At 71.1% G+C, this 25,075-nt stretch carries 25 protein-coding genes; 11 read left to right on the top strand and 14 right to left on the bottom strand.

Features of this window, described 5'->3' with window-relative positions; genetic code table 11:
- The first annotated feature begins 30 nt into the window (after nt 1-30).
- Complete coding sequence (locus ACFY1U_RS31360; RefSeq protein WP_390697498.1) at nt 31-1,026, top strand: MASE1 domain-containing protein; 996 nt, start codon at nt 31-33, stop codon at nt 1,024-1,026.
- A gap of 2 nt (nt 1,027-1,028) precedes the next feature.
- Here the strand turns inward: ACFY1U_RS31360 and ACFY1U_RS31355 are convergent, their stop codons facing one another.
- The 6 genes from ACFY1U_RS31355 to ACFY1U_RS31330 all read right to left on the bottom strand — a co-directional run bounded on the left by ACFY1U_RS31355 (nt 1,029) and on the right by ACFY1U_RS31330 (nt 7,079).
- Complete coding sequence (locus ACFY1U_RS31355) at nt 1,029-1,496, bottom strand: hypothetical protein (protein ID WP_390697497.1); 468 nt, start codon at nt 1,494-1,496, stop codon at nt 1,029-1,031.
- Nucleotides 1,497-1,620: 124 nt separating this feature from the next.
- Nucleotides 1,621-3,087 (bottom strand): HAD-IA family hydrolase, encoded by a 1,467-nt coding sequence (locus ACFY1U_RS31350; RefSeq protein WP_390697496.1) that lies wholly within the window; start codon nt 3,085-3,087, stop codon nt 1,621-1,623.
- Nucleotides 3,088-3,145: 58 nt separating this feature from the next.
- On the bottom strand, nt 3,146-4,222 hold the full coding sequence (locus ACFY1U_RS31345) for an ABC transporter ATP-binding protein (protein WP_390697495.1): 1,077 nt from the start codon (nt 4,220-4,222) through the stop codon (nt 3,146-3,148).
- A 3-nt stretch (nt 4,223-4,225) separates the two neighbouring features.
- A complete protein-coding gene (locus ACFY1U_RS31340; protein ID WP_390697494.1) occupies nt 4,226-5,044 on the bottom strand; it encodes an ABC transporter permease in 819 nt (272 codons plus the stop codon).
- Nucleotides 5,029-5,931 carry an ABC transporter permease gene (locus ACFY1U_RS31335; RefSeq protein ID WP_390697493.1) on the bottom strand — a complete coding sequence of 301 codons (903 nt, stop codon included), beginning with the start codon at nt 5,929-5,931 and terminating at the stop codon, nt 5,029-5,031. Before ACFY1U_RS31335 ends, ACFY1U_RS31340 begins: the two co-directional genes overlap by 16 nt.
- Nucleotides 5,928-7,079: an ABC transporter substrate-binding protein gene (locus tag ACFY1U_RS31330; RefSeq protein ID WP_390697492.1), complete on the bottom strand. Its 1,152-nt coding sequence runs from the start codon at nt 7,077-7,079 to the stop codon at nt 5,928-5,930. The genes ACFY1U_RS31335 and ACFY1U_RS31330 overlap by 4 nt, the downstream gene beginning before the upstream one ends.
- Before the next feature lie 214 nt (nt 7,080-7,293).
- Here ACFY1U_RS31330 and ACFY1U_RS31325 point away from each other — a divergent pair, with 214 nt between their 5' ends.
- Together ACFY1U_RS31325 and ACFY1U_RS31320 are read left to right on the top strand one after the other, a co-directional pair.
- Nucleotides 7,294-8,034: a GntR family transcriptional regulator gene (locus ACFY1U_RS31325; protein WP_344401530.1), complete on the top strand. Its 741-nt coding sequence runs from the start codon at nt 7,294-7,296 to the stop codon at nt 8,032-8,034.
- Between the two features lie 114 nt (nt 8,035-8,148).
- Nucleotides 8,149-8,769, top strand: coding sequence for an outer membrane lipoprotein carrier protein LolA (locus tag ACFY1U_RS31320; RefSeq protein ID WP_390697491.1), 621 nt, complete (start codon nt 8,149-8,151; stop codon nt 8,767-8,769).
- Here ACFY1U_RS31320 and ACFY1U_RS31315 read toward each other — a convergent pair.
- Nucleotides 8,759-9,481 (bottom strand): FAD binding domain-containing protein, encoded by a 723-nt coding sequence (locus ACFY1U_RS31315; RefSeq protein WP_390697490.1) that lies wholly within the window; start codon nt 9,479-9,481, stop codon nt 8,759-8,761. The genes ACFY1U_RS31320 and ACFY1U_RS31315 overlap by 11 nt on opposite strands.
- 200 nt (nt 9,482-9,681) lie before the next feature.
- Here ACFY1U_RS31315 and ACFY1U_RS31310 point away from each other — a divergent pair, with 200 nt between their 5' ends.
- Entirely contained in the window at nt 9,682-10,380 is a 699-nt protein-coding gene (locus tag ACFY1U_RS31310; RefSeq protein ID WP_390697489.1) for an alpha/beta family hydrolase, read from the top strand.
- Between the two features lie 40 nt (nt 10,381-10,420).
- Here the strand turns inward: ACFY1U_RS31310 and ACFY1U_RS31305 are convergent, their stop codons facing one another.
- A complete protein-coding gene (locus ACFY1U_RS31305) occupies nt 10,421-11,635 on the bottom strand; it encodes a carbohydrate-binding protein (RefSeq protein WP_390697488.1) in 1,215 nt (404 codons plus the stop codon).
- A gap of 125 nt (nt 11,636-11,760) precedes the next feature.
- Nucleotides 11,761-11,925: a hypothetical protein gene (locus ACFY1U_RS31300; protein ID WP_390697487.1), complete on the bottom strand. Its 165-nt coding sequence runs from the start codon at nt 11,923-11,925 to the stop codon at nt 11,761-11,763.
- A 35-nt stretch (nt 11,926-11,960) separates the two neighbouring features.
- On the opposite strand from ACFY1U_RS31300, the gene ACFY1U_RS31295 reads away from it, so the two are divergent.
- From ACFY1U_RS31295 to ACFY1U_RS31285, 3 genes are all read left to right on the top strand, one after another.
- The gene (locus ACFY1U_RS31295) at nt 11,961-12,197 is read left to right on the top strand and encodes a hypothetical protein (protein WP_390697486.1); all 237 of its coding nucleotides are present in this window, start codon (nt 11,961-11,963) and stop codon (nt 12,195-12,197) included.
- Nucleotides 12,198-12,518: 321 nt separating this feature from the next.
- Complete coding sequence (locus ACFY1U_RS31290) at nt 12,519-15,284, top strand: hypothetical protein (protein ID WP_390697485.1); 2,766 nt, start codon at nt 12,519-12,521, stop codon at nt 15,282-15,284.
- Nucleotides 15,285-15,481: 197 nt separating this feature from the next.
- Nucleotides 15,482-15,700: a hypothetical protein gene (locus ACFY1U_RS31285; RefSeq protein WP_390697484.1), complete on the top strand. Its 219-nt coding sequence runs from the start codon at nt 15,482-15,484 to the stop codon at nt 15,698-15,700.
- A 286-nt stretch (nt 15,701-15,986) separates the two neighbouring features.
- Here ACFY1U_RS31285 and ACFY1U_RS31280 read toward each other — a convergent pair whose 3' ends face one another.
- Nucleotides 15,987-16,157 (bottom strand): hypothetical protein, encoded by a 171-nt coding sequence (locus tag ACFY1U_RS31280; RefSeq protein ID WP_390697483.1) that lies wholly within the window; start codon nt 16,155-16,157, stop codon nt 15,987-15,989.
- Nucleotides 16,158-16,297: 140 nt separating this feature from the next.
- Nucleotides 16,298-16,651 carry a hypothetical protein gene (locus tag ACFY1U_RS31275; RefSeq protein WP_390697482.1) on the bottom strand — a complete coding sequence of 118 codons (354 nt, stop codon included), beginning with the start codon at nt 16,649-16,651 and terminating at the stop codon, nt 16,298-16,300.
- A 424-nt stretch (nt 16,652-17,075) separates the two neighbouring features.
- Here ACFY1U_RS31275 and ACFY1U_RS31270 point away from each other — a divergent pair, with 424 nt between their 5' ends.
- Nucleotides 17,076-17,741, top strand: a complete 666-nt coding sequence (locus ACFY1U_RS31270) for a GAF and ANTAR domain-containing protein (protein ID WP_390697765.1) — start codon at nt 17,076-17,078, stop codon at nt 17,739-17,741.
- A 436-nt stretch (nt 17,742-18,177) separates the two neighbouring features.
- Here ACFY1U_RS31270 and ACFY1U_RS31265 read toward each other — a convergent pair whose 3' ends face one another.
- Both ACFY1U_RS31265 and ACFY1U_RS31260 read right to left on the bottom strand, forming a co-directional pair.
- On the bottom strand, nt 18,178-18,966 hold the full coding sequence (locus tag ACFY1U_RS31265) for an SGNH/GDSL hydrolase family protein (RefSeq protein ID WP_390697481.1): 789 nt from the start codon (nt 18,964-18,966) through the stop codon (nt 18,178-18,180).
- A 33-nt stretch (nt 18,967-18,999) separates the two neighbouring features.
- The gene (locus ACFY1U_RS31260; RefSeq protein WP_390697480.1) at nt 19,000-20,004 is read right to left on the bottom strand and encodes a LacI family DNA-binding transcriptional regulator; all 1,005 of its coding nucleotides are present in this window, start codon (nt 20,002-20,004) and stop codon (nt 19,000-19,002) included.
- A gap of 148 nt (nt 20,005-20,152) precedes the next feature.
- Between ACFY1U_RS31260 and ACFY1U_RS31255 the strand changes: the two genes are divergently transcribed.
- The 3 genes from ACFY1U_RS31255 to ACFY1U_RS31245 all read left to right on the top strand — a co-directional run bounded on the left by ACFY1U_RS31255 (nt 20,153) and on the right by ACFY1U_RS31245 (nt 22,044).
- Nucleotides 20,153-21,043: an amidohydrolase family protein gene (locus ACFY1U_RS31255; protein ID WP_390697479.1), complete on the top strand. Its 891-nt coding sequence runs from the start codon at nt 20,153-20,155 to the stop codon at nt 21,041-21,043.
- Nucleotides 21,044-21,087: 44 nt separating this feature from the next.
- A complete protein-coding gene (locus tag ACFY1U_RS31250) occupies nt 21,088-21,588 on the top strand; it encodes a cysteine dioxygenase (RefSeq protein WP_390697478.1) in 501 nt (166 codons plus the stop codon).
- A gap of 159 nt (nt 21,589-21,747) precedes the next feature.
- Nucleotides 21,748-22,044 (top strand): hypothetical protein, encoded by a 297-nt coding sequence (locus tag ACFY1U_RS31245; RefSeq protein ID WP_390697477.1) that lies wholly within the window; start codon nt 21,748-21,750, stop codon nt 22,042-22,044.
- A gap of 159 nt (nt 22,045-22,203) precedes the next feature.
- Here ACFY1U_RS31245 and ACFY1U_RS31240 read toward each other — a convergent pair whose 3' ends face one another.
- Entirely contained in the window at nt 22,204-25,068 is a 2,865-nt protein-coding gene (locus tag ACFY1U_RS31240) for an AAA family ATPase (RefSeq protein ID WP_390697476.1), read from the bottom strand.
- Nucleotides 25,069-25,075 lie beyond the last annotated feature (7 nt).

Here is a 25,075-nt window from a genome sequence, read left to right as displayed (position 1 = left end):
GCCTCGCCGAGCGGGTGGCACCGGTGTCTCATGTCAGCTGTGGTGGGTATCCAGGATCTGCGCCGACCGGCCGTCCGTGCCCTCCAGACGCTGGCCGTCGCTGCCTGCTACTTCGCCGCCGGGCGGCTGGGACTTCTGCGGCAGCTCGTCGTGGAGGGCGCCGTCGTCACACCCATCTGGCCGCCCACCGGCGTCGCGGTGGCCTGTCTGCTGCTCTTCGGCCTGCGCATCTGGCCCGGCATCGCGCTCGGCGCGCTTCTCGTCGTCCTGTCCATCAGCTCGGTCCAGCCCGCCGTGACCGGCACCCTCGTGGGCAACACCGCCGCGCCCGTCTGCGCGTACTACCTGCTGCGCAAGGTCGGCTTCCGCACCGACCTCGCCCGGCTGCGGGACGGCTTCGCGCTGGTGTTCCTGGCCGCGCTCACCGCCACGCTGATCAGCGCGACCGCCGGCGCCGGCCTGCTCGTCCTGACCGGCAAACTCGCCACGGACGGCTTCTGGCTGGTCTGGTCGGCCTGGTGGGCCGGCGACGCCATGGGAGTCCTGATCGTCACCCCCGTCCTGCTGGTGCTGTACGGCGCGCGCGGCCGTCGATACGCGCGGCGGTGGAGGGAGGCCGTGGCCCTGGCCCTCCTCACCTGCGCCCTCGTTCCCTTCGCCGTGCACAGCTCCGTGGGCCTGCTCTTTCTGGTCTACCCGCTCCTGATCTGGGCGGCCCTGCGCTTCCAGCTCGCGGGCAGCATGCTGTGCGCCCTCTTCGCCTCCGTCATGGCCACCATCGCGGCTACGGACCACGTCGGGCCCTTCGCCCGGCTGACCGGCGTCGAAGTGATGATCAAACTCCAGGCCTTCAACGGCGCCATGGCGCTGACCGCCCTGCTCCTGTCAGCCGTGATCACCGAGCAGCTGAACACCAGGCGGTCGGTGGAACAGGCCTGCCAGGAGCTGGTCGAGGTCCTGGAACACCTCGCCGCGGGCGAGAACCCGCAGAGCCGGCCGCCCATGGAGCTGGACGACCGGCACTGACCTCAGTTCCACAGGGGATACGTCACCGTCGGCGCGAACGTGTCCGGCCTGCCGGCGGGGTATTCGAGGGTCATCCTGCTGTAGTGCCGCAGGTGCGGGTGCTTCTTCCAGGGCTTCGCCCGGTCGAGCCGGACGACGACCGGGTAGGAGTGGAACCTGCCCGCCGCGCAGTACGGCTTGCAGTCGTTGACGATGTTGACGCCCTCGGCCCTCGCCGAGCGCGCGCCCCACCTGGACCAATGCAGCGCGGCCAGGCGGCTGTTGCCGTCGCCGCAGGCGAGGATGAAGTCGGTGGGGCGCACTTCCGGGTGGAAGAGACAGTCGACGAGCACGGTGACCCTGGCCTGCGGCCGTGCGGTCTGCGAGGCGGGCGGAGACGCCGGCCGGGCTTCGGAGGGCGCACTCGCCGCTGCCGCGAGCGAGGCCGCGAAACAGAGCGTGACCGCCGTAGTCAGTGTGTGCCTGCGCATGTCCGCTCCCCGCTGCCGTCTCCTGCCGACGCTATGACGCCGTGACGCCAGGACTCGTTCCGACGCTACGACCACCGGCAGGGATACACCACTCGGATGGAGCAACGACAGAGCTCTCGATGCGTCACTCCCGGTGGTTGAGGGTGAACGTGGTGAGGACCGCCGCGTGGTCCGAGGGCCAGTCGTTGCCCGCGACGTCCGGCCACGCCCGCGGGACGCCGGTGACGACGGTGCGGGAGTCGAGGACTTCGAGGCCGTGGCCGTTGTGGAGGACGTAGTCGATGCGGTCCTGCGGTTCGAGGCGGGTGCGGTCGTCCTCGTGGTGGGTGTGGACCGGCGACCAGGTGTGGCCCGGTGCGCCGACCGGATCGGGATGGGCCTCGCGGTAGGAGTCGCGCAGTCCGGCCTCCTCGGCGGCCCTCGTCACCGGCCAGGCCACGTCGGGCCAGTCGAGATGGGAGGGGCAGTTGAAGTCACCGGTCAGGATCACGGGTGTCGTCGCGTCCGCCGATTCCGCGATCCGCCGCAGGGTCTCCCGCATCTGGGCCAGCCGTACGTCTTCATGGGCGATCAGCTCGGCCGGTTCCAGCCCGTCGAAGGCCGCTTCGTACGGGCCGTACGGTGTGTAGTGCAGGTGCGCCGTCCACACGTCCACCTCGTGTGCGCGGCCGATGCGGATGCGGGCGCCGGCCGCTCCGTAGAAGCCGACGTCCGGGTCGCCGAGGCGGGCCGTGATGGGGTGACGGCTGATGATGCCGAGGTTCTCGCCGGCCTGGTGATGGTGCCAGCCCAACGCGTCGGCGAGTTCCCGGGCCGCCGTACCGGCCGTCTCCTGCAGGCCCACCACATCGGCCTCGGTGTCCAGGATGACCTTGAGCTGTTTGGCGCGGTGGTCGTCGACCTTCGCACCGCCGAACCAGAGGTTCCAGCTCAGCACCCGCAGCCGGGGGACCACCAGGGCCCGCAGCCGGTCCGGGGTCACCTCCTCCAGGCTGGTCACGACCGTCCGCCCGGGCGCCGCGTCGATGGGCGCCAGCGACGGCACCGCCAGCACCGTGCACCCGGCGGCCTCCGCGGACCTGACTCCCGTGGAGGTGTCCTCCACGGCCACACAGCGACCCGGGTCGACGCCCAGGGCGCGGCAGGCCGCGAGGTAGGGGTCGGGGGCGGGTTTGGTGTGCTCGGTGTCGTCCGCGGTCACGGACACGTGGAAGCGGTCGGCGCCGAGCACGGCCAGGACACTGTCGGCCACCGAGCGGGACGAGGCCGTGACCAGGGCGGTCGGCACGCTCTCGCGGGCCAGGGCGTCGAGGAGGCCGAGCGCGCCGGGACGCGGCACGATGCCCGTGCGCACGCGGTCGCCGAACTCGGAGTGCAGCCGGTCGGCGAGATCCGGGGTCCCGGTGAGCTCGCCCAGCCAGGCCGCGGTGTGCTCGACCGGCCTGCCGAGCACCTCCGGCTGGTCGGCGTCGGTCAGCGGCCGGCCGAGGCCCGTGGCCACGTACTGCACCGCCTCCCACCACAGCCGCTCGGTGTCGACGAGCGTGCCGTCCATGTCGAACAGGACGGCCTGGAGCGGGGGTCGGGTCACGGTCTCTTCTTTCGTGTGGGGGGATTTCCTGGATTTCCTACGGGGAGTGTCCGGCGTCTCACGCCGCCCGCTCGGCGACCAGCACCGGGCGCTCGGGCAGCGAGACCCGTACGGTGGCTCCGGCTCCCAGCGCGGCGGCCTCGTGGGTCGGCAGGTCGGCCTTGACCTCGGTGCCGTCGGCCAGGCGTACGGTGACGCGGGTGGCGGCACCGAGGAACGCGGTGGCGATCACCTGGGCGTCACCGGTGGCGTCCCCGGTGACGTGCACGGCCTCGGGCCGCACCAGCACGTCCACCTCCGCCGCCGCGGGAAGGGTGCCCTCGGCGGGCAGCCGCAGGCCCAGGACGTCCACGGTCGTCCCGGACAGGTGCCCGGGGATGCGGCTCATCGTGCCGACGAACTCGGCGACGAAGGCGGTGGCCGGACGCCCGTACAACTCGGCCGGTTCCGCGCACTGTTCGAGCCGCCCGGCCCGCATCACGGCGACCCGGTCGGCCACGGACAAGGCCTCTTCCTGATCGTGCGTCACGAACAGGGTGGTGATGCCGAGCTCCTGCTGCAGCCGCCGGATCTCCTCGCGCAGCGTGAGGCGCACCTTGGCGTCCAGCGCGGACAGCGGCTCGTCCAGCAGCAGCACGCGGGGCCGCAGCGCCAGGGCGCGGGCGAGCGCGATGCGCTGCTGCTGGCCGCCGGAGAGCTGGTGCGGAAAACGGTCGCCCTTGTCGGCGAGACCGACCAGCTCCAGCAACTCGGCGGCGCGCGAGCGGCGTTCGGCCGTACGCACCTTGCGCATCCGCAGCCCGAAGGCGACGTTGTCGAGGGCGCTCAGATGCGGAAAGAGGCTGTACGACTGGAACACCATCCCCGCGTCGCGGCGGTGGGCCGGCACGTGGGTGACGTCCTCGCCGTCGACCAGGACCTCACCGGAGTCGGGGTGTTCGAACCCGGCGAGCATGCGCAGCGCGGTCGTCTTGCCGCAGCCCGACGGGCCCAGCAGCGCCAGGAACTCTCCCGGCTGCACGGTCAGGTCGAGTCCGTCCAGGGCGACGGTCGCCCCGAACTCCCGGCGAAGCCCCCGGAATTCGACCGTGGCGGCCTTGGCGACGGCTGTTGTCTCAAGCGTGGTGACGGTCATGGTTCATCCCCGGGACGAAGCGGTACGGTTGCGCCCGCCGAGGCCGGCGAGCGCGAGCAGCAGGGCCCATGTGACGACAAGGCTGAGCACGGACACGGCGACGGACAGCTGGGCCTGCGAGCCGCCGACGCTGTAGATCCACACGGCGAACGGCTGGAAGCCCAGCAGCTGGGCCACGGTGAACTCGCCGAGCACCAGCGCGAGCGTGAGGAACGAGGCGTTCAGCAGCGCCCCGCGCAGATTGGGCAGCACGGCCTGCACCAGCGCCTGCGGCCAGGGGGCCCCGCAGCTGCGGGCGGCCTCGACGAGGGTGCGTACGTCGATGGCGCGCAGCCCCGAGTCCAGCGCCCGGTACACGAACGGCAACGCCATCACGACGTAGGCGAGGACGAGCACGAACGGGAAGTTCTGGTTCTGGACGGCCACGAACGTCTCGAACAGCGGGGTGCGCGAGAGGTATTCGGGGCCCCACTTCAGCACGGTGGCGATCCCGGCGACGAACGCGATCGGTGGCACGACCAGCGGCAGTGAGCACACCACCTCGACGACCGGCCGCAGCCGGGGCGCGCCGAGCCTGAGCGCGACCATGGCAGGGACCATCAGCAGGAGGACGATCGCGATGGTGGCGGCCGCCAGTTCCAGCGAGAGCAGCAGGCTGGAGGTGAAGCCGTCGGTGGAGACGATCTGGCTGTAGGCGTCGAAGGTGACGCCCTGTCCCGGTACGTCGACCGTGAAGACCACGGACGCGGCGAGCGGGACGAGGAAGTACAGGGCGGCGAGGCCGAGGACGACCCACCGCCACGGGTTCAGGCGTCGAGCCATCGCGCGCTCCGTCGTTGCAGGGGCAGGTACACGGCCATGACGAGCCCTGCGACCAGGACCATGTCGAGGCTGAGGGCGAGGGCCACGTTCTCCTGGCCGACCAGCACGTTGCCGGAGATGGCGTCGGCGATCTGCAGGGTGACCAGCGGGACCGAACTGCCCACCATGGCCGCGGCGGTGGCGTACGCGGCGAACGCGCTGCCGAAGAGGAGCACGAACCCGCCGAGCAGCGACGGCAGCAGCACGGGCAGGGCGACGTGCAGCCAGTACTGCAGGGCGGTGGCGCCGTTGTTCTGGGCGGCCTCGCGCCACTGGGAGCGCAGACCCTCCAGGGCGGGGGTGATGGTGAGGACCATGAGCGGGATCAGGAAGTACAGGTAGACGATGACCAGGCCCCAGAAGCTGTAGAGGTCCCAGCCCTTGTCCGTGAGGCCCAGGTGTTTCGTCAGCACACCGGCGTTGCCGAGCGTGGCGACGAACGCGAAGGCCAGCGGGATGCCGCCGAAGTTGGCCAGCACACCCGAGGCGGTCAGCGCCGCCTCGCGCAGCACCCGGTAGCGGGAGGAGACCACGGCCTGCGCGAGCGGCAGCCCGAGTACGGTTCCGATCCCGGCGGAGACGGCGGACAGCTTCACACTTCCGAGCAGCGCGGTCAGATAGGCGCCCTGCAGGGAAGTGGTCAGGTTCTCGGTGCTGTACGAACTGGCGCCGGTGGCCTGGTTCTTGACGCTGAACGCGCCGTTCAGCATGGCGATCGCGGGCACCCCGAAGGCGACCGCGACAAACACGAGCAGCGGGACGACGGCGAGCCAGCCGGGGACCCGGCGCCGCCGCTTCACCGAAGCGAGCGGCGGCGCCACGTCCACGCCCGTGAGGGTGGCCGTCATCCGGAGACGGCCTTTGCCCAGCCCTGCGCGATGACCGTCTTGGCCTTGCTCTGCTGGGCCTCGGACGGGAAGGACGGCGTACCGGAGACCTCCGGGAGCTTGGCGGCGGCGGTCTTGTCGAGGGTGCCGGCCTTCTCCATGGCGGTCATCAGCGCCGGACGGGCATAGCCCTTGAGCCACAGGTTCTGGCCCTCGGCGCTGTAGAGGTACTCCTGCCACAGGCGGGCGGCCGCGGGGTGCGGGGCGTCCTTGTTGATGGCCTGCGAGTAGTACTGCGAGAACTGGCCGTCGGAGGGGACAGCCACCTTCCAGTCGACGCCCTTGGACTTGAACTCGTCGGCGTAACCGGCGTTGAGGTAGTCCCAGTCGATGCTGATCGGCGTCTCGCCCTTCTCGACGGTGGCCGGGGTCGACTCGACGGGCGTGTAGTTGCCGTTCTTCTTCAGCTTGGCGAAGAAGTCCAGGCCGGGCTGGATGTTGTCGAACGAGCCGCCGTTCGCGAGCGCCGCCGCGTACACGCCGCCGAAGGCCGAACCCGACTTGGTGGGGTTGCCGTTGAGCGCGACCTGCCCCTTGTACTGCGGCTTCAGCAGGTCCTTGAAGGTGGTCGGGCAGGTCTTGACGCGCTTGGCGTCGCAGCCGATGGAGATGTAGCCGCCGTAGTCGTTGTACCAGCGGGCCTGCGGGTCCTTCTGCCCGGCGGGGAGGTCGCCGTACGAGGCCACCTTGTACGGCGCGAGCAGGCCCTGCTGGGCGGCGCTCAGCGCGAAGGAGCTGCCGAGGTCGAGGACGTCCGGGGCGCGGTCCTGGCCCTTGCGGGAGGTCACGGCGTTGATCTCGTCCTGGCTGGTGCCGTCCGGGTTCTCCACCTCGACCTTGATCCCGTACTTCTTCTTGAAGCCGTCGATCAGGGCGCCGTAGTTGGCCCAGTCGCGGGGCAGCGCGATGGCGTGCAGCGTGCCCTCCTTCTTGGCGGCCTTCACCAGGGCGTCGAGGCCGCCGAAGTCGGCGGCGGAGGTGGCGGTGGCCGCGTTCTTGCCGTCGGCGGTGGTCGACGCGTTGTCGGGAGCGGCGCCGCAGGCGCTCAGGGCGAGTGCGGCTACGACGGCGAGGGAGCCGGCCAGGGCGGCTGTTCTCGGCTGGGACACGGTGACTCCAGAAAGGGGCGCAGGGGAGGACGCACAAGGCTGAGAACTTGTCTGAACAAGTTGGCCTCAGTAATGCCGCCTGTGGTGACCAGTTCGTAAACAGTGGCGAAATTGTGACCTCCCATTCCCTGCACAGTTCGGGGCAAGCGCGATCACCCGCCCGTCTCGATTAGGCTGGTCACGCTGTGCACAGCAGCTGACTCGGAGGGATACGGTGGCGACACGACACGAGGAGATCGCCGACGAGCTGCGGCGGGCGATCGACCGTGAGGAGTACACGGTCGGCAGCAGGCTGCCCGCCGAGACGGAACTCGCCGCCCACTACGGCGTCTCGCGCGGCACCGTCCGCCAGGCCGTGGCCGCGCTGACCGCCGAGGGCCTGATCGGCTCCCGCCAGGGTGCCCGCCGGGTCGTCCTGGCCAGCCGCCGCAGCCAGAGCTTCGCCGAACTGCGCAGCTTCGCCCAGTGGGCCCGCGCCATGGGCCGCGAGGCCACCGGCCGGGTCGTGGCCCAGGAGTACCTGCCCGCCACCGCGCAGGACGCCGCCCGTCTCCAACTCCGCGAGGGTGCACGGGTGTTGCACGTGCTGCGGGTCCGCGGCCTGGACGGCGAACCGGTCCTCGTCGAGCGCACCGTGTACGCCGACTGGATCTCACCCGCCGTCGAGGCGATCGACCCGTACGCCCCCTCCGTCACCCAACTTCTGTATGACAGCACGGGACTGGTCTTCGCCTACGGCGAGCACGTCATCGACGCGGTCGCGGCGAGCGCGCAGGACGCCGAACTCCTCGGCATCCGCCGCACCAGCCCCCTGCTGCGCGTCCGCCGCGTCACGACCACCCGCGAGGGCCGCCCGGTGGAGTGGTCGGACGACCGCTACCGCTCGGACGCCGTGAGCTTCAGCGTGCACAACTCGATAGACAACAACGCGCTGGCCCGCAAGACGGCGGAGTAGGCAACCCCGGTTCCCTCCCCGGCACCGACCTCGCCCGCAACGCCGGCCCTGCCTCCCAGTCGCAGAGCGGTTGGTAGGCCCTCCGGGCTGATCATGGACTGGACGGGGGGATCCATGCGGAACCTGGTCACTGCTGTGACACTCGCGCTGATGTGCCTGGTGACAGGGACGGCCGTATCGGGATGCGGAGCCTCCGGCGAGCGGTCGGCCGACGCCATACTCGACGACGCCAACGAAACGATGCGCGGGCTGAAATCCGTCAGGATCGACTCGACCAGCGAGGCGACCAAGGGCGGCACCTTCGAACAGATCCGGATTGGCACAACGGACTACGTGCGCCCGGACCGCAAGTACCTCCATAAATGGAACGGCGACAAGAACGCCCCGAGCGGCCAAGGTCTTTGGGTGAAGGCGCGGGTTGGCGAGTCGAAGGAGCCCGAGAACGGGCTCGTCTCCTGTGAACAACCCTTCGACTCCTTCGGCAGGGCAACGAAAGGCGACTCCACCCGCATCGACGGCAGGGACGCTCTTGCGGTGACGGTGACCGACAAGACGGACAAGGGCGGCACATGCATCTTCTACGTGGCCTCGGAAGGCAAGCCGTACCTGCTCAGGACCGTCTACAAGGGCACCGAGTACCGCACCACCACGTCGTTCCGCGACTTCGACGAACCCCTGGACGTCCAGGCCCCGAAGGCGGCCGAGGTGCTGGATGCGAAGGGCCTCACCGACTGACCGGGCGAGCCAGCAGATGGGAGACGTGTTCCCGAACGGCCTCCCACGCCACGGAGTGGAGTGAGCCGAGCGCGGTGTCGCTCAGCGTGACGATCACCTCGGCACTCCCGGCGTCACAGGAGGCCTCGGCCGTGAGCACTTCGTAGCCGTCGCGTACGGCGACATGCAGGCGTGCCGCTCCGCCGTCATGCGCATGCACCGCGGCGGCGATCACGAAGGGCGGCTGCCCACCCGCCTCGCCGGGCAGTTTGCGGTAGCTGCTGGCGAGTGGCTCACGCCAGTGCAGGCTGAGCAGGAGGTGGTGCTTGGCAAGGACTTCGGCGAGGTCCGTCTCGTAGACGCGGTCCCGGTCGAGCACCGTCGCCCAGGCCTTCAGCACCAGCGCGGCCGGCAGCAGACAGCGCAGCGTGCTCCCGACGAGGTTGCCGCCGACGGTGGCCGTCCGGCGCACGGCTCCCGTCCCCACCGCGGCGGCCGCACGGCGCAGCACCTCGGGCACGCGCTCGTCGACGGTGTTCAGCACGACGGCCGCGCCCAGCACCCCGCCCCCGATCACATTGGCCTCCGGCAGCCTGCGCAGCGACACGGCCTGCTCGGGAAACCCGTCGCGTTGCCAGCCGGCCCAGATCAGCGTCGCCCCGCCGACGGGTACGGCTCCCTCGGCGAGGCACTCCTGCGCTTCGGACACGGACTCGGGCAGACGTAGCAGCACGGAGCCGACCTGCTTTCTCGACGACCTGGAGCGGAGGGGCACGGTGTCTCGGCCACGACAGCGCCGACCCGGCGCATTCTCCCCATCTGCCTGGAGGCGCGTACAGGGCTCACTGATCTACTGAATGCGCCCCCCTCCGCGGCGCCGCCCCGGAGCTTCGGGGGAGGATGAGGCATCCAGAGCGGAGAGGTGCGGTACTGGTGAGGAACCGTGGGGCAGCGCAGCGCAGTGGGTCCGCGCTGATCGTGCGGCACGCGCCGCCCGAAGGCGTGGCCGCGGCGATCGTGACGCTGCACGGCGGCCATGAGCTGAGCCGCCGGACGGCGCACCCCTGGCAGCCGGCCGCGCTCCGTATGCTCCCGGTCCTGCGGGCGGCCGGAGCGGCCTCGCCCCCGGACGTCCTGCTCGGGCAGGTCCGCTACCGGCACCAGGGCTGGAACGACGCCGACCCCGCCCGCGACGCACTGCGGGCGCTGGACGAACTGCACCGGCTGGCGGGACCGGTGCCCACCGTCCTCCTGGGGCATTCGATGGGAGCCAGGGCGGCCTTGCGGGCCGCGGCGCACCCGCTGGTGCGCGGCGTGCTGGCGCTGGCGCCGTGGTGTCCGCCCGTGGACTCCGCCCGCCACCTCGACGGTGTGCGCCTGCTGGTCCTGCACGGTGACCGCGACCGTGTGACGCCGCCCGCCGAGTCGGCGGACTACGTGCGCCGGGCCCGGGAGGCCGGAGCCCGGGCCGGCCTGGTGCTGGTCCGGGGCGGCGACCACGCGATGCTCCGCCGCAGCGGCGACTGGCACCGGGCCACGGCCGAGATCGTCGCCCGGATGCTGCGGCCGGACCCGGACACCGAGGGGCTCGCCGCGCGGGCCTGCGCGGCGGACGGCGCCGTCGACCTGTAGGCGCCGTCCACCGATGAGCCGGTTCAGCCGGGGACGACGCTCAGCAGGCCCCCTCGTCCTGCCAGGGCCCCCAGTCGGTGGCGGCCGGGGTCTCGTTCTGGGTCCACCACTTGGCCTTCCAGTTGTGCTTGTTGTACGAGACCTCGTCGCCGGCGGTGTAGACGGCGCTCGAACTCCAGGCGGTCTTGCACGCCGTGGGTGTCGGGGTGGGCGTCGGAGTGGGAGTGGGAGTGGAGTCCGGCGGGGTGGCGCCCGCGAACTTCACCGAGTACTTGGCGAAGTCCCAGGAGTTCTGCGCCACGCTGGAGCAAGTGCCGGAGGTGCGCCCGCCGTTGTCGGGCGGAGTGCACTGCCGGTCGCGGTTGAGGGACCAGAAGGTGAAGCGGTCCATGTTGTGGCTGGTGGCATAGTCCAGCACGGTCTGGAAGTCGGCCTGGCTGAAGATCTCGCCGCTGTCGCTGCGCCCGTTCATCCCGGAGAAGCCCTCGTGGGCGTAGGCCGTCGCCTGGTCCCAGCCGAACGTCGACTGGAGGATGGCGTTGAAGTTGGTGAGTGCGCTGGTCTGCGAGGACGCGCCGTTGAAGCCGCCGTCGAAGGGCATGATGGAGAAGTTGTTCGGCGTGAAGCCCTGCGACTTCGCCTCCAGCAGCATCTGCTTGCCGAACCAGCCGGTGCCGTCGGCCGTGCCGGCCGTGGTGACGGAGACGTACAGCCCGGGGTTGTTCTGCTGGAGGATCTTCGCGGCGCCGATCTCGTTCTTGATGGCGGCGGTGTTCTCGTACTCCGGCTCCTCCAGGTCGAAGTCGATCGCGTGGAGGCCGTACTTGGTGATGACCTGCTGGTACGCGGCCGCCGTCGCCGCCGCGTCCGAGCACACCTGACCGAGCTTCGTGCCGCCGTACCCGCCGATGGAGACGGACACGTCGCCGCCCTTGCCGCGGATCGTGTTGATGACGGACTGGACGGCTGTGTCCGAGGAAACGGGGGCGGTGCCGCCCCAAGTGGGCGAGCAGCCACCGCCGCTCGGGGCGAGCACGAAGGCGAGCTGGAAGGCCTTGAGGCCGGTGGCGTCCATGATGCCGGCCGGGTCCGGCGGGTCGTTGTCCAGTGGCATCAGGTACGGGGCCGCCGCGTACCAGCGGTTGCTGAGCGCGGCGGTCGCGCCCGAGGCGTGGCCCGCTACCAGGGCTGTGGTTCCTGCGGCGGTGAGTCCTACGGCGGCGGCTGCGCCCAGGCATGCACGAAGACGTCTCACGGTGTGCCTCCGATGGGGGTGGGGGAGTGCCCCAGCTTCCTGCCGGACCGTGACCGCGTCCATGCTTTGGACTAGACCAGACGGCTTCTTGGTCTAGACCATGCAGTTCCTTTGCGTTGTACCTGTCAGGCCTCCGACGCGGTGGTACGCCCCGGCTTCGCCCTGGGGGCGAGTTGTGTCTGGTTCGGCCGGGCCAGGGCCGGCCCGGTGGCCAGTCTTCTGCGCAGTTCGATGAGTGCCGGACCGTGACCGTTCTGCGCCGCCATGGAGGGCTGTGCGATGTTCGGCATGCTGGTCGTACTGGCCGAGCTCCAGCGGGAGTTGTGTGGCGAATACGAACGACGGGCTCGCCTCCTCGCTGGCCCGTGGCCGTGTCGGAAGGCGCCGGCCGAAGCTCACCGAGGCCAGGCCGCTTGCCCAACTGCTCTACGGCGAGCGGGAAAAGACCGTCCAGCGGATCGCTGACATGTTCAGCGTGCCCCGCTCGACGGTGTACGGCCACCTCGACTGCGCGAAGACCCTGCCCCGCCAGCCCAAGAAGTCCGTGGTCACGAACCCTTGAACGCTCCTTTGCGGCTGGTGTTCGAGCTGGGACTACTGGGCCTGCTCAAGGGATACCGGCAGCGGCACTGTGGTGCCGGCCGGAAGAATGCCCTCTTGTAGGATCGTTGAACAATCCATACCGTGTGCGGGAGATGCCTCGCGCGGCGGCTGCCGCGGACCACGGAGGGGCACGTCGAGGACGGAGACGGTCATGGGCGCGGGGGAAGAGGACGGCGTGCGGTGCGGCTCGGGTCAACAGCCCTCCACTGCGAGGACGTTGGTCCGGCGGTTGGGTCCGGTTGCGGCAAGCGTCGGGGGAGCGTGCGGGTTGTGGGCGGTCATGCGCCTGATCGCGCGTACCTCCTTCTTCGGGGGCGCCCCATGGGTGGACTCCCTGTGCATGCTCGTGCTCCTGCTCTCGTGCTGGTTGCCGGATGTCTGCCGCTTCCTGGGCTTCCGGTGGGTCCTGGGTGTGCTGTGCCTCCTGGGCATGCTGGTCCTGCAGCGGTCCGAGCTGGGCCAGCAGGCGCTGCACCTGCACGGGCGCACCGAACACGTCAAAGTCCTGCAGATACAGGAGTCCGACGACGGCATGGGCGATGCGGGCGTCGGCTCCTACACCGTGTCCGTCCTCGACGGTCCCCCGCAGGCTCCGATACCGGGCGGCACCCTCGTCGAGTGGGACTGGGCGGTCGGCGGCATCTACACAGTGACCGTCGACCCGCAGGGGCTTGCCCCGGCCGCGCGGGGCGGCGCTCCCGGCCCTCCGGTGGTCCAACGGTTCCTGCAGATCCCGCTCGGGCTCGGCCTGGCCTGCGCCCTGTGGCGGCCCGCGCATCTCCTCCTGCGCCGCAAGCGCGTGGCCGCGCCGGGCCTGTCCGATGAGCTGGGCGTCGACGATGCCGACGCTGGATCTGCTGCGATGGAGGGGGAGTTGTCCAATCCGGAGTTCCTGGTGAACGCAGACCCGGAGGCGGTGCTGGAACTGCTGGCGACGGCCCCCTGGGCCGCAGGGCGGTTGGAGGGGGCGGTGTACCGGGCATCGGCTCATCTGCACCGGCATGCGGGCGCGGGGGTGCGTCGGCAGATGCTCGCGCTGGACGCCGCCCGCTACGGGGACCTGGGCCTGTCGGCACGGATCACCGCCGTGCCGGTCGACGGCGGTGCCGACCGGCGATGGGGGGTGGACTGGGCCACCGGCAGCACGGTCGACCACCGGTTCCGGCAGGCCCTGATCGGCCACACCGAGCGGGTACGCGGGGTGGCGACGGCGGTGCTGGACGGCCGCTCGGTCGCCGTCACCTTCAGCAGCGACGACCGCACGGTGCGGGTGTGGGACCTGTCTTCCGGCCGCCCGGTCGGCGAACCGCTCACCGGCTACGACGGCGAGGTCTGTGCAGTGGCGACGGGGGTGGTGGACGGCCGCCCGGTTGTCGTCGGCGGCTGCCGGGACGGCGCCGTGCGGGTCTGGGACCTGCCCACCGGCCATCTCGTCGGCCACCCCCTCGTCGGCCACACCGAAGTTGTCAGAGCGGTGGCGACGGCGGTGCTGGACGGCCGCCCGCTCGGCGTGAGCGGCAGCCGGGACGGGACAGTGCGGGTGTGGGACCTGACGACCGGTCAGCTCGTGGGAAAGCCCTTCACCGGCCACAACGGTTGGGTGGAGGCGCTGGCGGCGGAGGTCATGGACAGTCGCCCGGTCGCCGTCGTCGGCAACTGGGACGGGACGGTGCGGGTGTGGGACCTGGCCACCGGCCGCCCGGTCGGCGAACCACTCGTCGGCCACACCTCAGGGGTGTGGGCCCTGGCGACCACGGTGGTGGACGGCCGCCCGGTCGCCGTCACCGGCAGCACGGACAAGACGGTGCGGAGGTGGGACCTGTCCACCGGCCGCCCGGTCGGCGAACCGCTCACCGGCGCCCCCGAAGGGGTGTACGCGCTGGCGACGGGATCGGTACAGGACCGCCCGGTCGCGGTCGGCGGCAGCAGCGACGGAATGGTGCGGGTGTGGGACCTGTCCACCGGCCGACTGGTCGGCGAACCCCTCGCCGGCCATGTCGACGGAGTGTGGGCAGTGGCGACCGGAGTGGTGGACGGCCGTCCGGTCGCCGTCACCGGCGGCAACGAGGACGGAGAAGCGCGGGTGTGGGACCTGTCACCCGGCCGCCCGGTCGGCGAGCCCCTCACCGGACACACCGATCAGGTGCGAGCCGTGGCGACCGCAGAGGTGGACGGCCGCCCGGTTGCGATCAGCGGCAGCCGGGACACCACGGTGCGGGTGTGGGACCTGGCCACCGGCCGACTCGCCGCCGAACCCGTCATCGCCCACTCGCACGTGTCGGTGTCGGTGGTCACCGCCGTGCTGGACGGCCGTCCGGTCGTCCTCACCAGCAGCTGGCAGGGGGCGGTCCGGGTGTGGGACCTCTCCACGGGCCGACCCGTCGGGGAGCCCCTCGTCGGCCACACCGGCCCGGTGTGGTCGCTGGCGACGGGGGTGGTCGAGGGAACTCCGGTGATCGCCGCCGGCGGCATGGACGGGACGGTGCGGGTGTGGGACCTGACCACCGGCCGGCCGGTCGGCGAACCCCTCAGAGGCCACGACGGCCTGGTGAGCTCGGTGGCCACCGCGGTGGTGGAAGGCCGCCCGGTCGCGGTCACCGGCAGTTGGGACACCACGGCGCGGATCTGGGACCTGACCACCGGCCGCCAGATCGGCGAACCACTCACCGGCCACATCGGCCTGGTGAAGGTAATAGGCGTGATGGTGGCGACCGCGGTGGTGGAAGGCCGCCCGGTCGCGGTCACCGGCAGTTGGGACACCACGGTGCGGATCTGGGACCTGACCACCGGCCGTCCGGTCGGCGAACCACTCACCGGCCACACCGACGAGGTGCGAGCGGTGGCGACGGGAGTGGTGGACGGCCGTCCGATCGCCGTCAGCGGCAGCCAGGACGGGATGGTGCACGTATGGGACCTGCCCTCCGGGCGGCCCGCCGGGCAGTTGGTGTTCCCCGGGCCGGTCCGCGCGGTGGAGGTCTCCCCGGACGGCCGACTGGTGGTGGGCTTCGGCTGGGAGGTCGCGGTCCTGGCCCCACCCCGCCCCTGAGGACGGTCCGGCAACGGCACGGGACGTGCCTGAGCTGCCGACATGGGTCGCCCGCCTTCTCCGCCGTTGCACTCAACCTCATTCGCCTTGATGCCTGGTGGAACGGCCACCCGCTCGACCGCACCCGCGGCAGCCACCTGACCCGTCGCGACCTCTCCCTCGCCGCGTGACTGAACAAGCCAGCAGGATCCCGCGCCTTGATCGCGGGCTCTGCCGCCTCCAACCGCTCGAAGGCCGACCAGGATCCGGCCACGTGGCAGCCGCCTGCCGACTGCTACCGCTGCACCTACGTCACCGACTGGGTGGCCGTCAAGAGCCGCTGGGGCCTGGCGATCGGCCCTGTCGAACGGTCCGCGCTCACCGGCCTCCTCAGCGCTTGCCCGAACAGTCCTGCCGAGGTCACCCTCGCGCGCTGAACAGGGGTCGCCCGTCGCAGCGGGGGAAAGCGGCGGGCCACTCGGTGCACTCGAGCGTGACTGTCACACACCTCCGCGCCGGTCCGAGTCCTTTCGCCTCGTCTGCCTCGCGTGCGCCCGGTACCGGGCGGATGCGTCTGCCCGAGCCCTTCCCGAGCCTCCGCCCGGCTCAGCCAGGCGTGCCGGCCAGCCCCTCGGTGAGGTTGCCAAGAGCTCCTGTCCATCGAAGGCGCGAAGGCGATTCGGAGGGCGCCTTGTCGTCCGGAGGCGGCGCTTCCACCATCTGTTACGCCTGGTGCCGGTGGGCAGGCTCGGCGTGGTTGCTGCTCAGCAGCTGTGCTGCCCGGTGCTGGGTGTGCTCGGCGGACGTCTGGGCCTCCGCCACGACGTCACCTCGTTCTCGCACCAGGTCTTCATAGATCGGTGCCTGATCGGCTTCACTGGGGGTGGGTGCCATGGCGCTGGTCCTTCCACTGTGGTGATCTATTCAGCCCGGTACCGCCGGCTCACCAGTCGTGCGGTGAAACCCGCGCCCCCGTCTTTGGGATTTCCGCGTCTGGTTGTTCACGCCGGATTCGGGTGCGGTCTGCTGGGCTGTCAGGCCCGGTTGAGCCGGGCTGCGATCCCGTGGCCGATCGCCAAATAGATGACGGCAGGGAGGCCATAATTGAGGGCGACGCGCAGACCTTCCGTGTCCATTGTGAAAATGTCCTGTGCCCATCCGGACAGCCAGTCCGCCGTTCCGTGCACGAATTCAACGAACGGGTTCGCCTGGTTGGCGTCCAGGAGGTAGAGCACGATCCACAGTCCCAGGAAAGCGGCCGCGACGTCGGCGATCGTGCAGATCGCGAGAGCCGCCCGCCGCGCGGTGTGAGGGTTACGTGCGGGGCGGTCGGGCGCTGGAGGCCGGTCGTATGCCTGGTATCCGGACGCCGGGTCGGTGCTGTTCACAATGAATTCCGATCTGTGCATGCGCTGTCGGCAGGCCCTCCAAGGCGCCGAGATTCAACCTCGCCCAGTGGCCCGATTCTCCCTACGTCAGCGTCCGACGAGCACTGCCGTGTTACACCCTGATCTGAAGCACCTAAATATGGCGGCCTATTCGGGCACGTGCCGAAATCTCCTTCCGCACGTTACATTTCGGATGCCTGAAGGAAGCGATCGTGCATGGTCCTTTCCGTGGATGGGGCCGTGGATGGGGCCGTGGAATAGCATCGAGGATGGCCCCGGCTGACCGGACCTTTCGCCCGTGGCACTGCTGGGCGGTGCGCGGGCACGCTGCTCAGTGCCGGGATGCGGCCAGGTCGCGTACGGTGGCTGCACCGGCAGGCGGAGGCGGGTGGTGGCGGTGGAGTGGCGGGATTATGCCGAGCGGATGGCGCTGCTCGCGCGGGATCTGCTGGCCCAGGACTCGGTTCAGGCGACGCTGGATGCTATAGCCGCGTCCGCGGTGAAGCTGGTGGACGGTTGTGACGCGGCCGGCATCCTGGCAGTACGCAAGGGCCGGGCCGTGACCCTGGCCGCCTGCGGAAGGGCGGTGCAGGAATGCGACCGCCTGCAGGGTGAGCTCGGCGAGGGCCCATGTTTCGATCTGGCCCGCCGCAAGGACGGCGAACGCATCTACCGCATCGCGGACATGACCCGGCCCCAGCCGACCTGGGAGCGGTTCGCAACGCGGGCCCGGCCGCTGGGCGTCGGCAGCATGACGGGGCTACTGCTCTACACCGACAACGACGACTTCGGCGCGCTGAACCTCTACGCCCGCCGGCCCGGTGCCTTCGGCGAGGACATCGAGACCGCCGGCTGGCTGCTGGCCTCCCACGCCGCGGTCGCCCTTGCCGACGCCCGCACCATCGACCAGCTCGAGCACGCCATGGAAACCCGCCACGCCATCGGGGAGGCCATGGGCATCCTCATGGAACGCCACAAGCTGAGCGCCGACGAGGCCTTCAGCGTGCTGCGCCGCATCTCCCAGAACCACAACATCAAACTGCGCGACGTGGCCCAGCGCGTGCGGGCCGAACCGGCAGACCCGACCTGATCTCCCGGGCCCGGCCGCTCAAGGAGAGCGCAGGGCGGCTGGCGACGGGGGATTCACCTGCCCGCCCCGGCGGGCAACGGCCCGGCACAAGGGGGCATTGCGGGCCGTACCGAGCCGTAGGTACGGCTCACCGGTGACAGCGCACCCGGCGCGGTCGGTGGCATACCTGCCACATCGAGCCGTCCAACGACCCAGGGCGTGCACGCGTTCGAAGATGAGGCGGGCTGTTCGAGGCAGACGCACACGGCAAGAAAGTGCGATCGCTCCGGAGGCAGGCTGAGAGTCGGCGAGGGAACGGTGACGGTCTTGGTGGAGGACGCCAGTTGGCGGCCGCCGCGCCCGCCGCCGAGGGCGACCTGGGGCGGAACCGACGGCACGCTCCCGCATCGCCGGACGCCGCCGAGTCAGCCCGAACGCCCGGCGATGGAAAGGCAGTTCAGGCCGCCTGCTGCGGCATCACCGGGGTCGGCTCGGGGCGCTTCGCCGTGAATCCGTCTCCCGGCACATGGCCGCGCAGCCGCCGCCACAGCCAGGGCCCGACATGGTCCACGGCCCAGCGCACATCGGCCCCCACGGCACGCAGCACCGGGACCGGGGAGAGCGGAGGCAGCGGCTCGGCCCAGTCGTCGTGCCCCGGCAGGTCGAACGTATGGGCCATGCCGGCGGCGATCCGGGCGTGCCCGATCGGACTCGCATGGAGCCGGTCGTCGCTCCACAGCCGGGGGTCGGCCGTGAACGGATGCGGGAAGACGTCCAGGACGGCAACCCCGTGCCGAGCCGCGAGCACCCGCAGCCGCGCATTGAGGTCGAGGATGCGGGGCCGTACCCGCCGCGCGACCGGTGACACCTTGCCCAGGTCCGGAAAGGTCATGGTGGCGACGCGCGCGCCCGACGCGGTCAGCCGGGCGAACGTCTCCTCGATGTTCGCGGCGACCGCCTCCGGGTCGTAGCGCGGCCGTACGACATCGTTCATGCCCGCCGTCACCGTCACCAGATCCGGCCGCAGCGCGAGCGCCGGACCGAGCTGATCGGCCCTGATCTGCGTGCTGGTCTTGCCGCGGACGGCGAGATTGGCGTACGTGAGACGCGGTTGCTTCTGCGCGAGGATCTCGGCGAACCGGTCGGCCCAGCCGCGGTGCCCGCCCGCCGGACCCGGATCGCCGATGCCCTCCGTCAGACTGTCGCCGATCGCGACGTAGCACAGATACGGGTGGGAGACGGTCATGCCGCGTGAGTCTATCTTCGGTTCACCCGGAGTTCAGGCCCGCACGGTAGATCCGCGCTCCCGCATCCGCGGCGCACACAGCACCCGCTTCCTGCGCACCCGCCTGCCCTCGATCGCCGCAACCGTCAGCCGCGCCGCCTGGGCCGCGATCTCGCTCAGCCCCCAGTCCACCGTGGTCAGCGGCGGCGTGAGCACCCGTGAGACGGGATGGTCGTCGAAGCCGACCACGGAGACGTCCCGGCCCACCTCCAGGGAGTCCTCCGCCGCGGCCGCGTACACCCCGTACGCCAGCGAGTCCGAGAAGCAGAACACCGCCGTCGGCGAGTGCGCCCCCTGCAGCACGCGCCGCGCCACCGCTGTCGCCTCGCCCAACTCCTGTGGACAGGGCACCAGTTCGGCCCGCAGCCCGAGCCGGTCGGCCGCCTCGCCCACGTACACGTCGGCCGGCCGGTCCGGTGTGCTGGGCCGGGTCGGCGTCAGGACGGTCACCCGGCGGTGGCCCAGCCCGTGCAGATACTCCAGTACGGCGTCGATGCCGGCCCGGTTGTCGAAGATGACCTGCCCGGCCGTGCGGGCCCGGCTCAGCGAGTCGCCGACGGCGACCACCGGCAGCGCGTCGGCGATATCGGCCCAGCCCTTCGCGGAGGGGTCCACGGGCGACACCAGCAGCGCGTCGACCCGCTGGTCGCGCAGCTGCTTGGCGAGCACCAGCTCGCGGTCGGGGTCGCCGCCCGCGTCCAGGATCAGCGCGTAACGGTCGCCGGCCAGCAGCTCCCGCCCTATGGCCGCCATCAGCTGCTGCTGCCACAGGTCCTGGAGGTCGCCCGCGAGGACGCCGACCATGCTGGTCCTGCCGCTGGCCAGGGCACGGGCGATCGGGTCGGCCTCGTAGCCGAGCTCGGCCGCGGCCCTGCGCACCCGTTCCTCGGTCTCCTTGGAGACGTGGGTGCCGCGCAGGGCATAGGAGACGGCTGCGGTGGAGAGGCCCGTGGCCTCGGCCACCTCCCGGAGGGTGGTGCGCTTGTTGGGCCTGGCCATGCGGGGAAGCCTACCGGGGTGCCTGCGCCACATGGTCGCAGCGCCCGGCCCGCGTGCTGGACACCGTTGACACACCTCGTTGTTAAGCGGTTAAGTTAATCGCATCAGTGAAACGCTTAACAAAGCAATCCTCAGCGAGGACCGCCGCGTGCCCACCGACGTCCACCAGCACATCTGGCCGCCCGGCCTCATCGAGCTGCTGCGCTCCCGCACGACCGCTCCGTACCTCGACGCCTGGACCCTGCACCTGGCCGGGGAACCGCCCTACGCGGTCGACCCGGCCGACCACGACCCCGAGGCCCGCACGCGCCTCGCCGCCACCGACGGCCTCGACCTGGCCCTGGTGTCCCTCTCCAGCCCCCTGGGCATCGAATATCTGCCGCCCGCCGAGGCCGACCCCCTGCTGACCGCGTTCCACGACGGCGCCCTGGCGCTCCCGGCCCCGTTCGCCGTCTGGGCCTCACCGTGCCTGACGGCACCGGATCCCGAAGCGGTGGAACGCGAACTGCGCCGCGGCTGCGTCGGCCTCCAACTCCCCGCCACCGCCCTCCTCGACGCGACGGGCTGGGCGCACTGCGCACCCCTCCTCGACGTCCTCACCGGCCACGGCAAGCCCCTCTTCGTCCACCCGGGCGCGGCCCCGCCCGCCGACGACACCCCGCCGTGGTGGCCGGCCCTGGTCCCGTACGTGCAGCAGCTGCACGCCTCCTGGTTCGCCTTCCGCGCCTTCGGTCGCCCCCGCCACCCGACCCTGCGCGTCTGCTTCGCCGCCCTCGCGGGCCTCGCGCCCCTGCACGGCGAACGGCTCGCGGCACGCGGCGGCGGACGCGGCGAGATCGACTTCGACGTGTTCTACGAGACCTCCTCCTACGGCACCCGGGCCGTCGACGCACTCGTGCGCGCCGTCGGCATCGACGTGGTCGTCAACGGCAGCGACCGCCCCTACGCACCGCCTGTCGTCCCCGACCTCGGCGCGGACGCCGCCGTCCACGCCCTGTGCACCGTCAACCCCGCCCGCCTGCTGCACGGCCGCAGCTGAATCACCGTGCCCCGAGCCCGACGCAGCCCCGAAAGGAGCCACCCATGACGTACGAGTCCCTGCCCGAGCGGACCCTCGACAAGCACGAACTCCAGGCACTCGTCACGGACCTTGCCGCCCGCCCGGACCTCTGGCGCGCCCACGTGGCCTTTTCCGACCACGAGCGGCACTACGCTTCCCTGTACCGCGACGCCTACGTCGACGTCTGGCTGCTGTGCTGGACCCGGCAGAACGACACCGGCTGGCACGACCACGACCTCTCCGCCGGCGCCGTCAGCGTCGTACAGGGCGCACTCGAGGAGTCCACCCCGCGCATCGGCGGCAGCCATCTGCGCGTCACCGTCGACGCCGGCACGTCCTTCTGCTTCGGCCCGGAACACATCCACCGCCTCACCGGCGCCACCGACGACGCCGTCTCTCTCCACGCCTACTCCCCGCCGCTGTGGCGCCTGGGCCAGTACGACATCTCCACGGACGGCCTGATGCGCCGCATCTCCGTCTCGTACGCGGACGAGCTGCGCCCCCTGGACACTCCTGTCGCCTGAGAGGGGGCGCGCAAGTCCGGCCTCCGGACGGCGAGTTCGTCATTCCGGAGGAGCGCCCGGGAAGCGGCCCCGGAACGGCGAAGTGCCCCATTCCGCATGGCTCACCCAATCGGCCGCGCTCGGAGCGAAATTGGCCGCAGGGGTGTGCAAGGTGGCTGCATGAACACAACACAGGGGAACAACCCCGCTCGCCCCGGCCGTGCCAACAAGATCGCTTTCCGACTTCCGCGAATATTCGCGGTGAGTGCCGTGCTGGGCATTGCCTGCGCGGCCGGAGCGGCTCCCGCCGCTTCCGCCGCTACCGCGACGCCCGCCGTGCAGCTCACCGCAAAGACGACCGCTGCCGAGCCGAGCTCGGCACAAGGCCACGGTGCGGGAAGAGGTCACCGTGGCCATGGTGGTGGTGACGACGGCGACAACGAGTGCAACGGCCTGATCGTCCTCCTCTGCGTCTGACCATCGGCGGCAGGGTCGCCACCACCCACAGGGCGGCCGGGAAGAGGGACTGGTCCCGCTTCCCGGCCGCCCTTGCCACGGCGAACACACGATGGCGGAGTCCGGGATCCTCCGCGATCGTGCCGTGGGCCTGTCTGCTGGGCCTGTCTGCTGGGCCTGTCAGCTGGACCGGGGCAGCTGCGGGCCTGGGCCCTCCTCGGCGAAATCCTGGTAGACGGCGGGCAGTTCGGCCCGTCCCGTCACGTTGAGCTTGCGGTAGATGCGGGTCAGATGCTGTTCGACCGTGCTCACGGTGACACACAGCTGGTCAGCGATCTCCCGGTTGGAGTGCCCCCAGGAAGCCAGCGACGCGACCCGGCGTTCCGCTGCGGTCAGCGGATCCTCCGCCTCCTCGGCAGGTGGCACAGGGGAGGCGTCCGCATCATTGCTCAGCAGGGAGCGGTGCAGGGGCGTGGCGCCGCACTGCTCGGCCAGCCGCAGCGCCTGGTACAGCGCCTGCCGGGCGGGACCGGTCTCGCCGACGGCCCGCTGGGCGGAGCCGAGTGCCGCGAGTGAACGGGCGAGTTCCAGCCGGTCTCCGGTCAGCCTCTGGAGCGTCACGGCGTTGTTGAGAATCGCCACCTTGCGCCGCGGATCGGCGAGGTCGGCGAGCAGACGCAGCGCCACCCCCCGAGGGCTGGACTTCGCCGGGCCCGGCCGGGCCAGTTCCTCCTCGATGAGCTTGCGCGCCTCCTCCCGCTGCCCCAGTTCCAGATGGGCGGTGGCGGCGGCGTTGCGCCATCCTACGAACGTGGGCAGGTCCATGTTCCAGGCGCTCGCCTTTTCCCCGCAGGCCAGGAAGTCCCCCAGCGCGGCGTCCAGCCGTTTCGACGCAAGGTGATGATGGCCGCGGGCGTACAGGTAGTGGATCCCGTACCAGGATCCGTACATCTCCTCCGGTACGGGGAACTGGAGCTGCTCCTCGGCGACCTCGTGCGCGCCCGTCGCGGTCGCGGCCAGGACGAGCGCGCTCAGTGGCAGCCCCACGGCGAGTCCCCAACTGCGCGGCGGAACAAGGCTCATGGCGGACCGCGCGTGGTGCAGCGCCGTCGTCAGGTCGCCCTGGCGCAGGGCGATCTCCGCCTGTATGGCGTTGAGCCTGGCCTGCCACGTCGGCGCACTGCGGGCGGCCACGGCCGCCGCGTGCCTGGCGGACCAGTGGGCGGCGCGGTCCTGCCGGCCGGTGTAGAGCAGAGTGAGGAGCGCCGACTCCACGCTGTCGACGTCGCCCATGGTCTCCAATCGGCATGAACTCAGGATCCGCTCCGCGCTGCGGGCGGTGGATTCCCCGCCTGCGCCCTGCAGAGTGAGCGACAGCAGGGCGTCGGCGGAGCCGGCGGCGTCCGGTGCTGCCTCCTGGCCCGGAGAGGCGGGCTCCGAGCCGGGGGCGAGGGACGGGCGCGGGAGTATGGACGGATGTCGTAAACGCAGCCAGGCGTGCAGCTGTCTCAGGAGCAGCGGACACGTGTCATCGGAGGCGCTGAGCAGGTCGAGCAGGGCTACGGCCTGTCTGCAACGGCCGAACCAGAGCAGCGACTTGACGAGTGACGTCGCGGAAACCTGCGGCAGCCGGCCGTCGAGCGGCGCCTCGACCATCGAGTCGAGGCGCCGCTCGGCCGCCGCGGGGTTGATCCGCCACTCCAGCTGGATCAGCTGCGCCGTGGTGACGGCGCGGGCGTCGGGGTCGTCCGTGCTGCCGAGGGCGAGCTCCAGACAGGTGACGGCGAACGGCAGGTCTTCGCACAGCCGCGCCGCCTCGGCCGCGTCCAGCAACGTCGAGCGAGCCCAGCCGTCATGGGCGTGTCTCGCGGCCGCCAGATGCCGGGCGACCAGGAGGGAAGGGGCCCCTTCCTGGTGCAGGAGGTGTGCCGCGCGAGCGTGAGCCGCGCAGATGGCGTCCGGGGGCGCATCCTCCAGGATCGCCTCCCGCGTCGCGTGGTGACGGAAGCCGGTTCCGAGCGTGAGCCCTGAAGCCTCCAGCTGGGTCAGGGCGCGCTGGACCGTCGTCGCGCTCGTGCCGAGCAGACGGCTGAGGCGTTCCGGTGTCGCCGTGTCCTCCAGGGCCGCGAGCAGGCGGGCGACGCCCGACACCAGCGCATCATGGCGGCGCAGGCAGGCGAGGACGGCGTGCCGGAACTCCTCGTCCGCATACGGCCCGTCCGGGGCGCCTCCCGGGCGGGTCAAGCGGCCGTGCCGGTCCTCCAGCAGGGCCCGTAACAGCAGGGGGCTGCCTCCGCTGAGCGAGTGGTAGACGGGGCCCAGCCGGCGAGCCTCCTCCGGGCCGAGCCGCTGCTCGGTGAGGGCCACGGTGCCCTCGGGCGACAACCCGTTCATGCGTACGCGCCGGCAGTGCGGATGGCGGCGCAGTTCCTCGTCCAGCAGAGGGTGCCGGCTGCCACCCTCGGGCTGGACGATCACCAGCATCACGGGCGCGGTCCGGATGTGCGGCAGTAGATGAAGCAGGCAGGCCAGCGACGCCTCGTCGGCATGCTGGATGTCGTCCACTCCGATCAGCAGCTGGTTGGTGCCCGCGAGACCCAACAGGGTGCTGCACAGCCCGTGCGCCACCCGGGCCTGGAGCACGACGGCGTGGCGGGAGGTGGGCGGCCCTGCCGCCAACAGACTCTCCAGCAGGGCCATCTGGGAATTCAGGGACGGCGGGGGCCGCAGGCCGCGGACGAGTTGACGGACCACGCCCAGGGGGACGTCGCGCTCGTGCTCGTGGCCCACGGCCCCGAGCCAGAGACAGGAAGCCGAGGCCTTCTCGGCGAAGGTATACAGGACTTCCGACTTGCCCATGCCCACCGCGCCGCTCAGGAGCACGATGCGGCCGGCGCGCCCGCGTGAGGCGACGAGCGAGTTGTCCAATTCCGAGAGGGTGGCCTCTCGCTCGACCAACCGGGTGCTTACGTCTTGCTGTAACACAACCGACCTTGCCTTGGAACTCGCCGGTAAGTTTCTGTTCAGTAATGTTCGTAACGGCATCAATAAG

Origin of the sequence: Streptomyces sp. NPDC001351, assembly GCF_042896045.1 — a bacterium.
GTDB lineage: Bacteria > Actinomycetota > Actinomycetes > Streptomycetales > Streptomycetaceae > Streptomyces.
The sequence above is the reverse complement of the archived record's forward strand: the minus strand, read 5'-3'. Positions and strand labels throughout refer to the sequence as shown.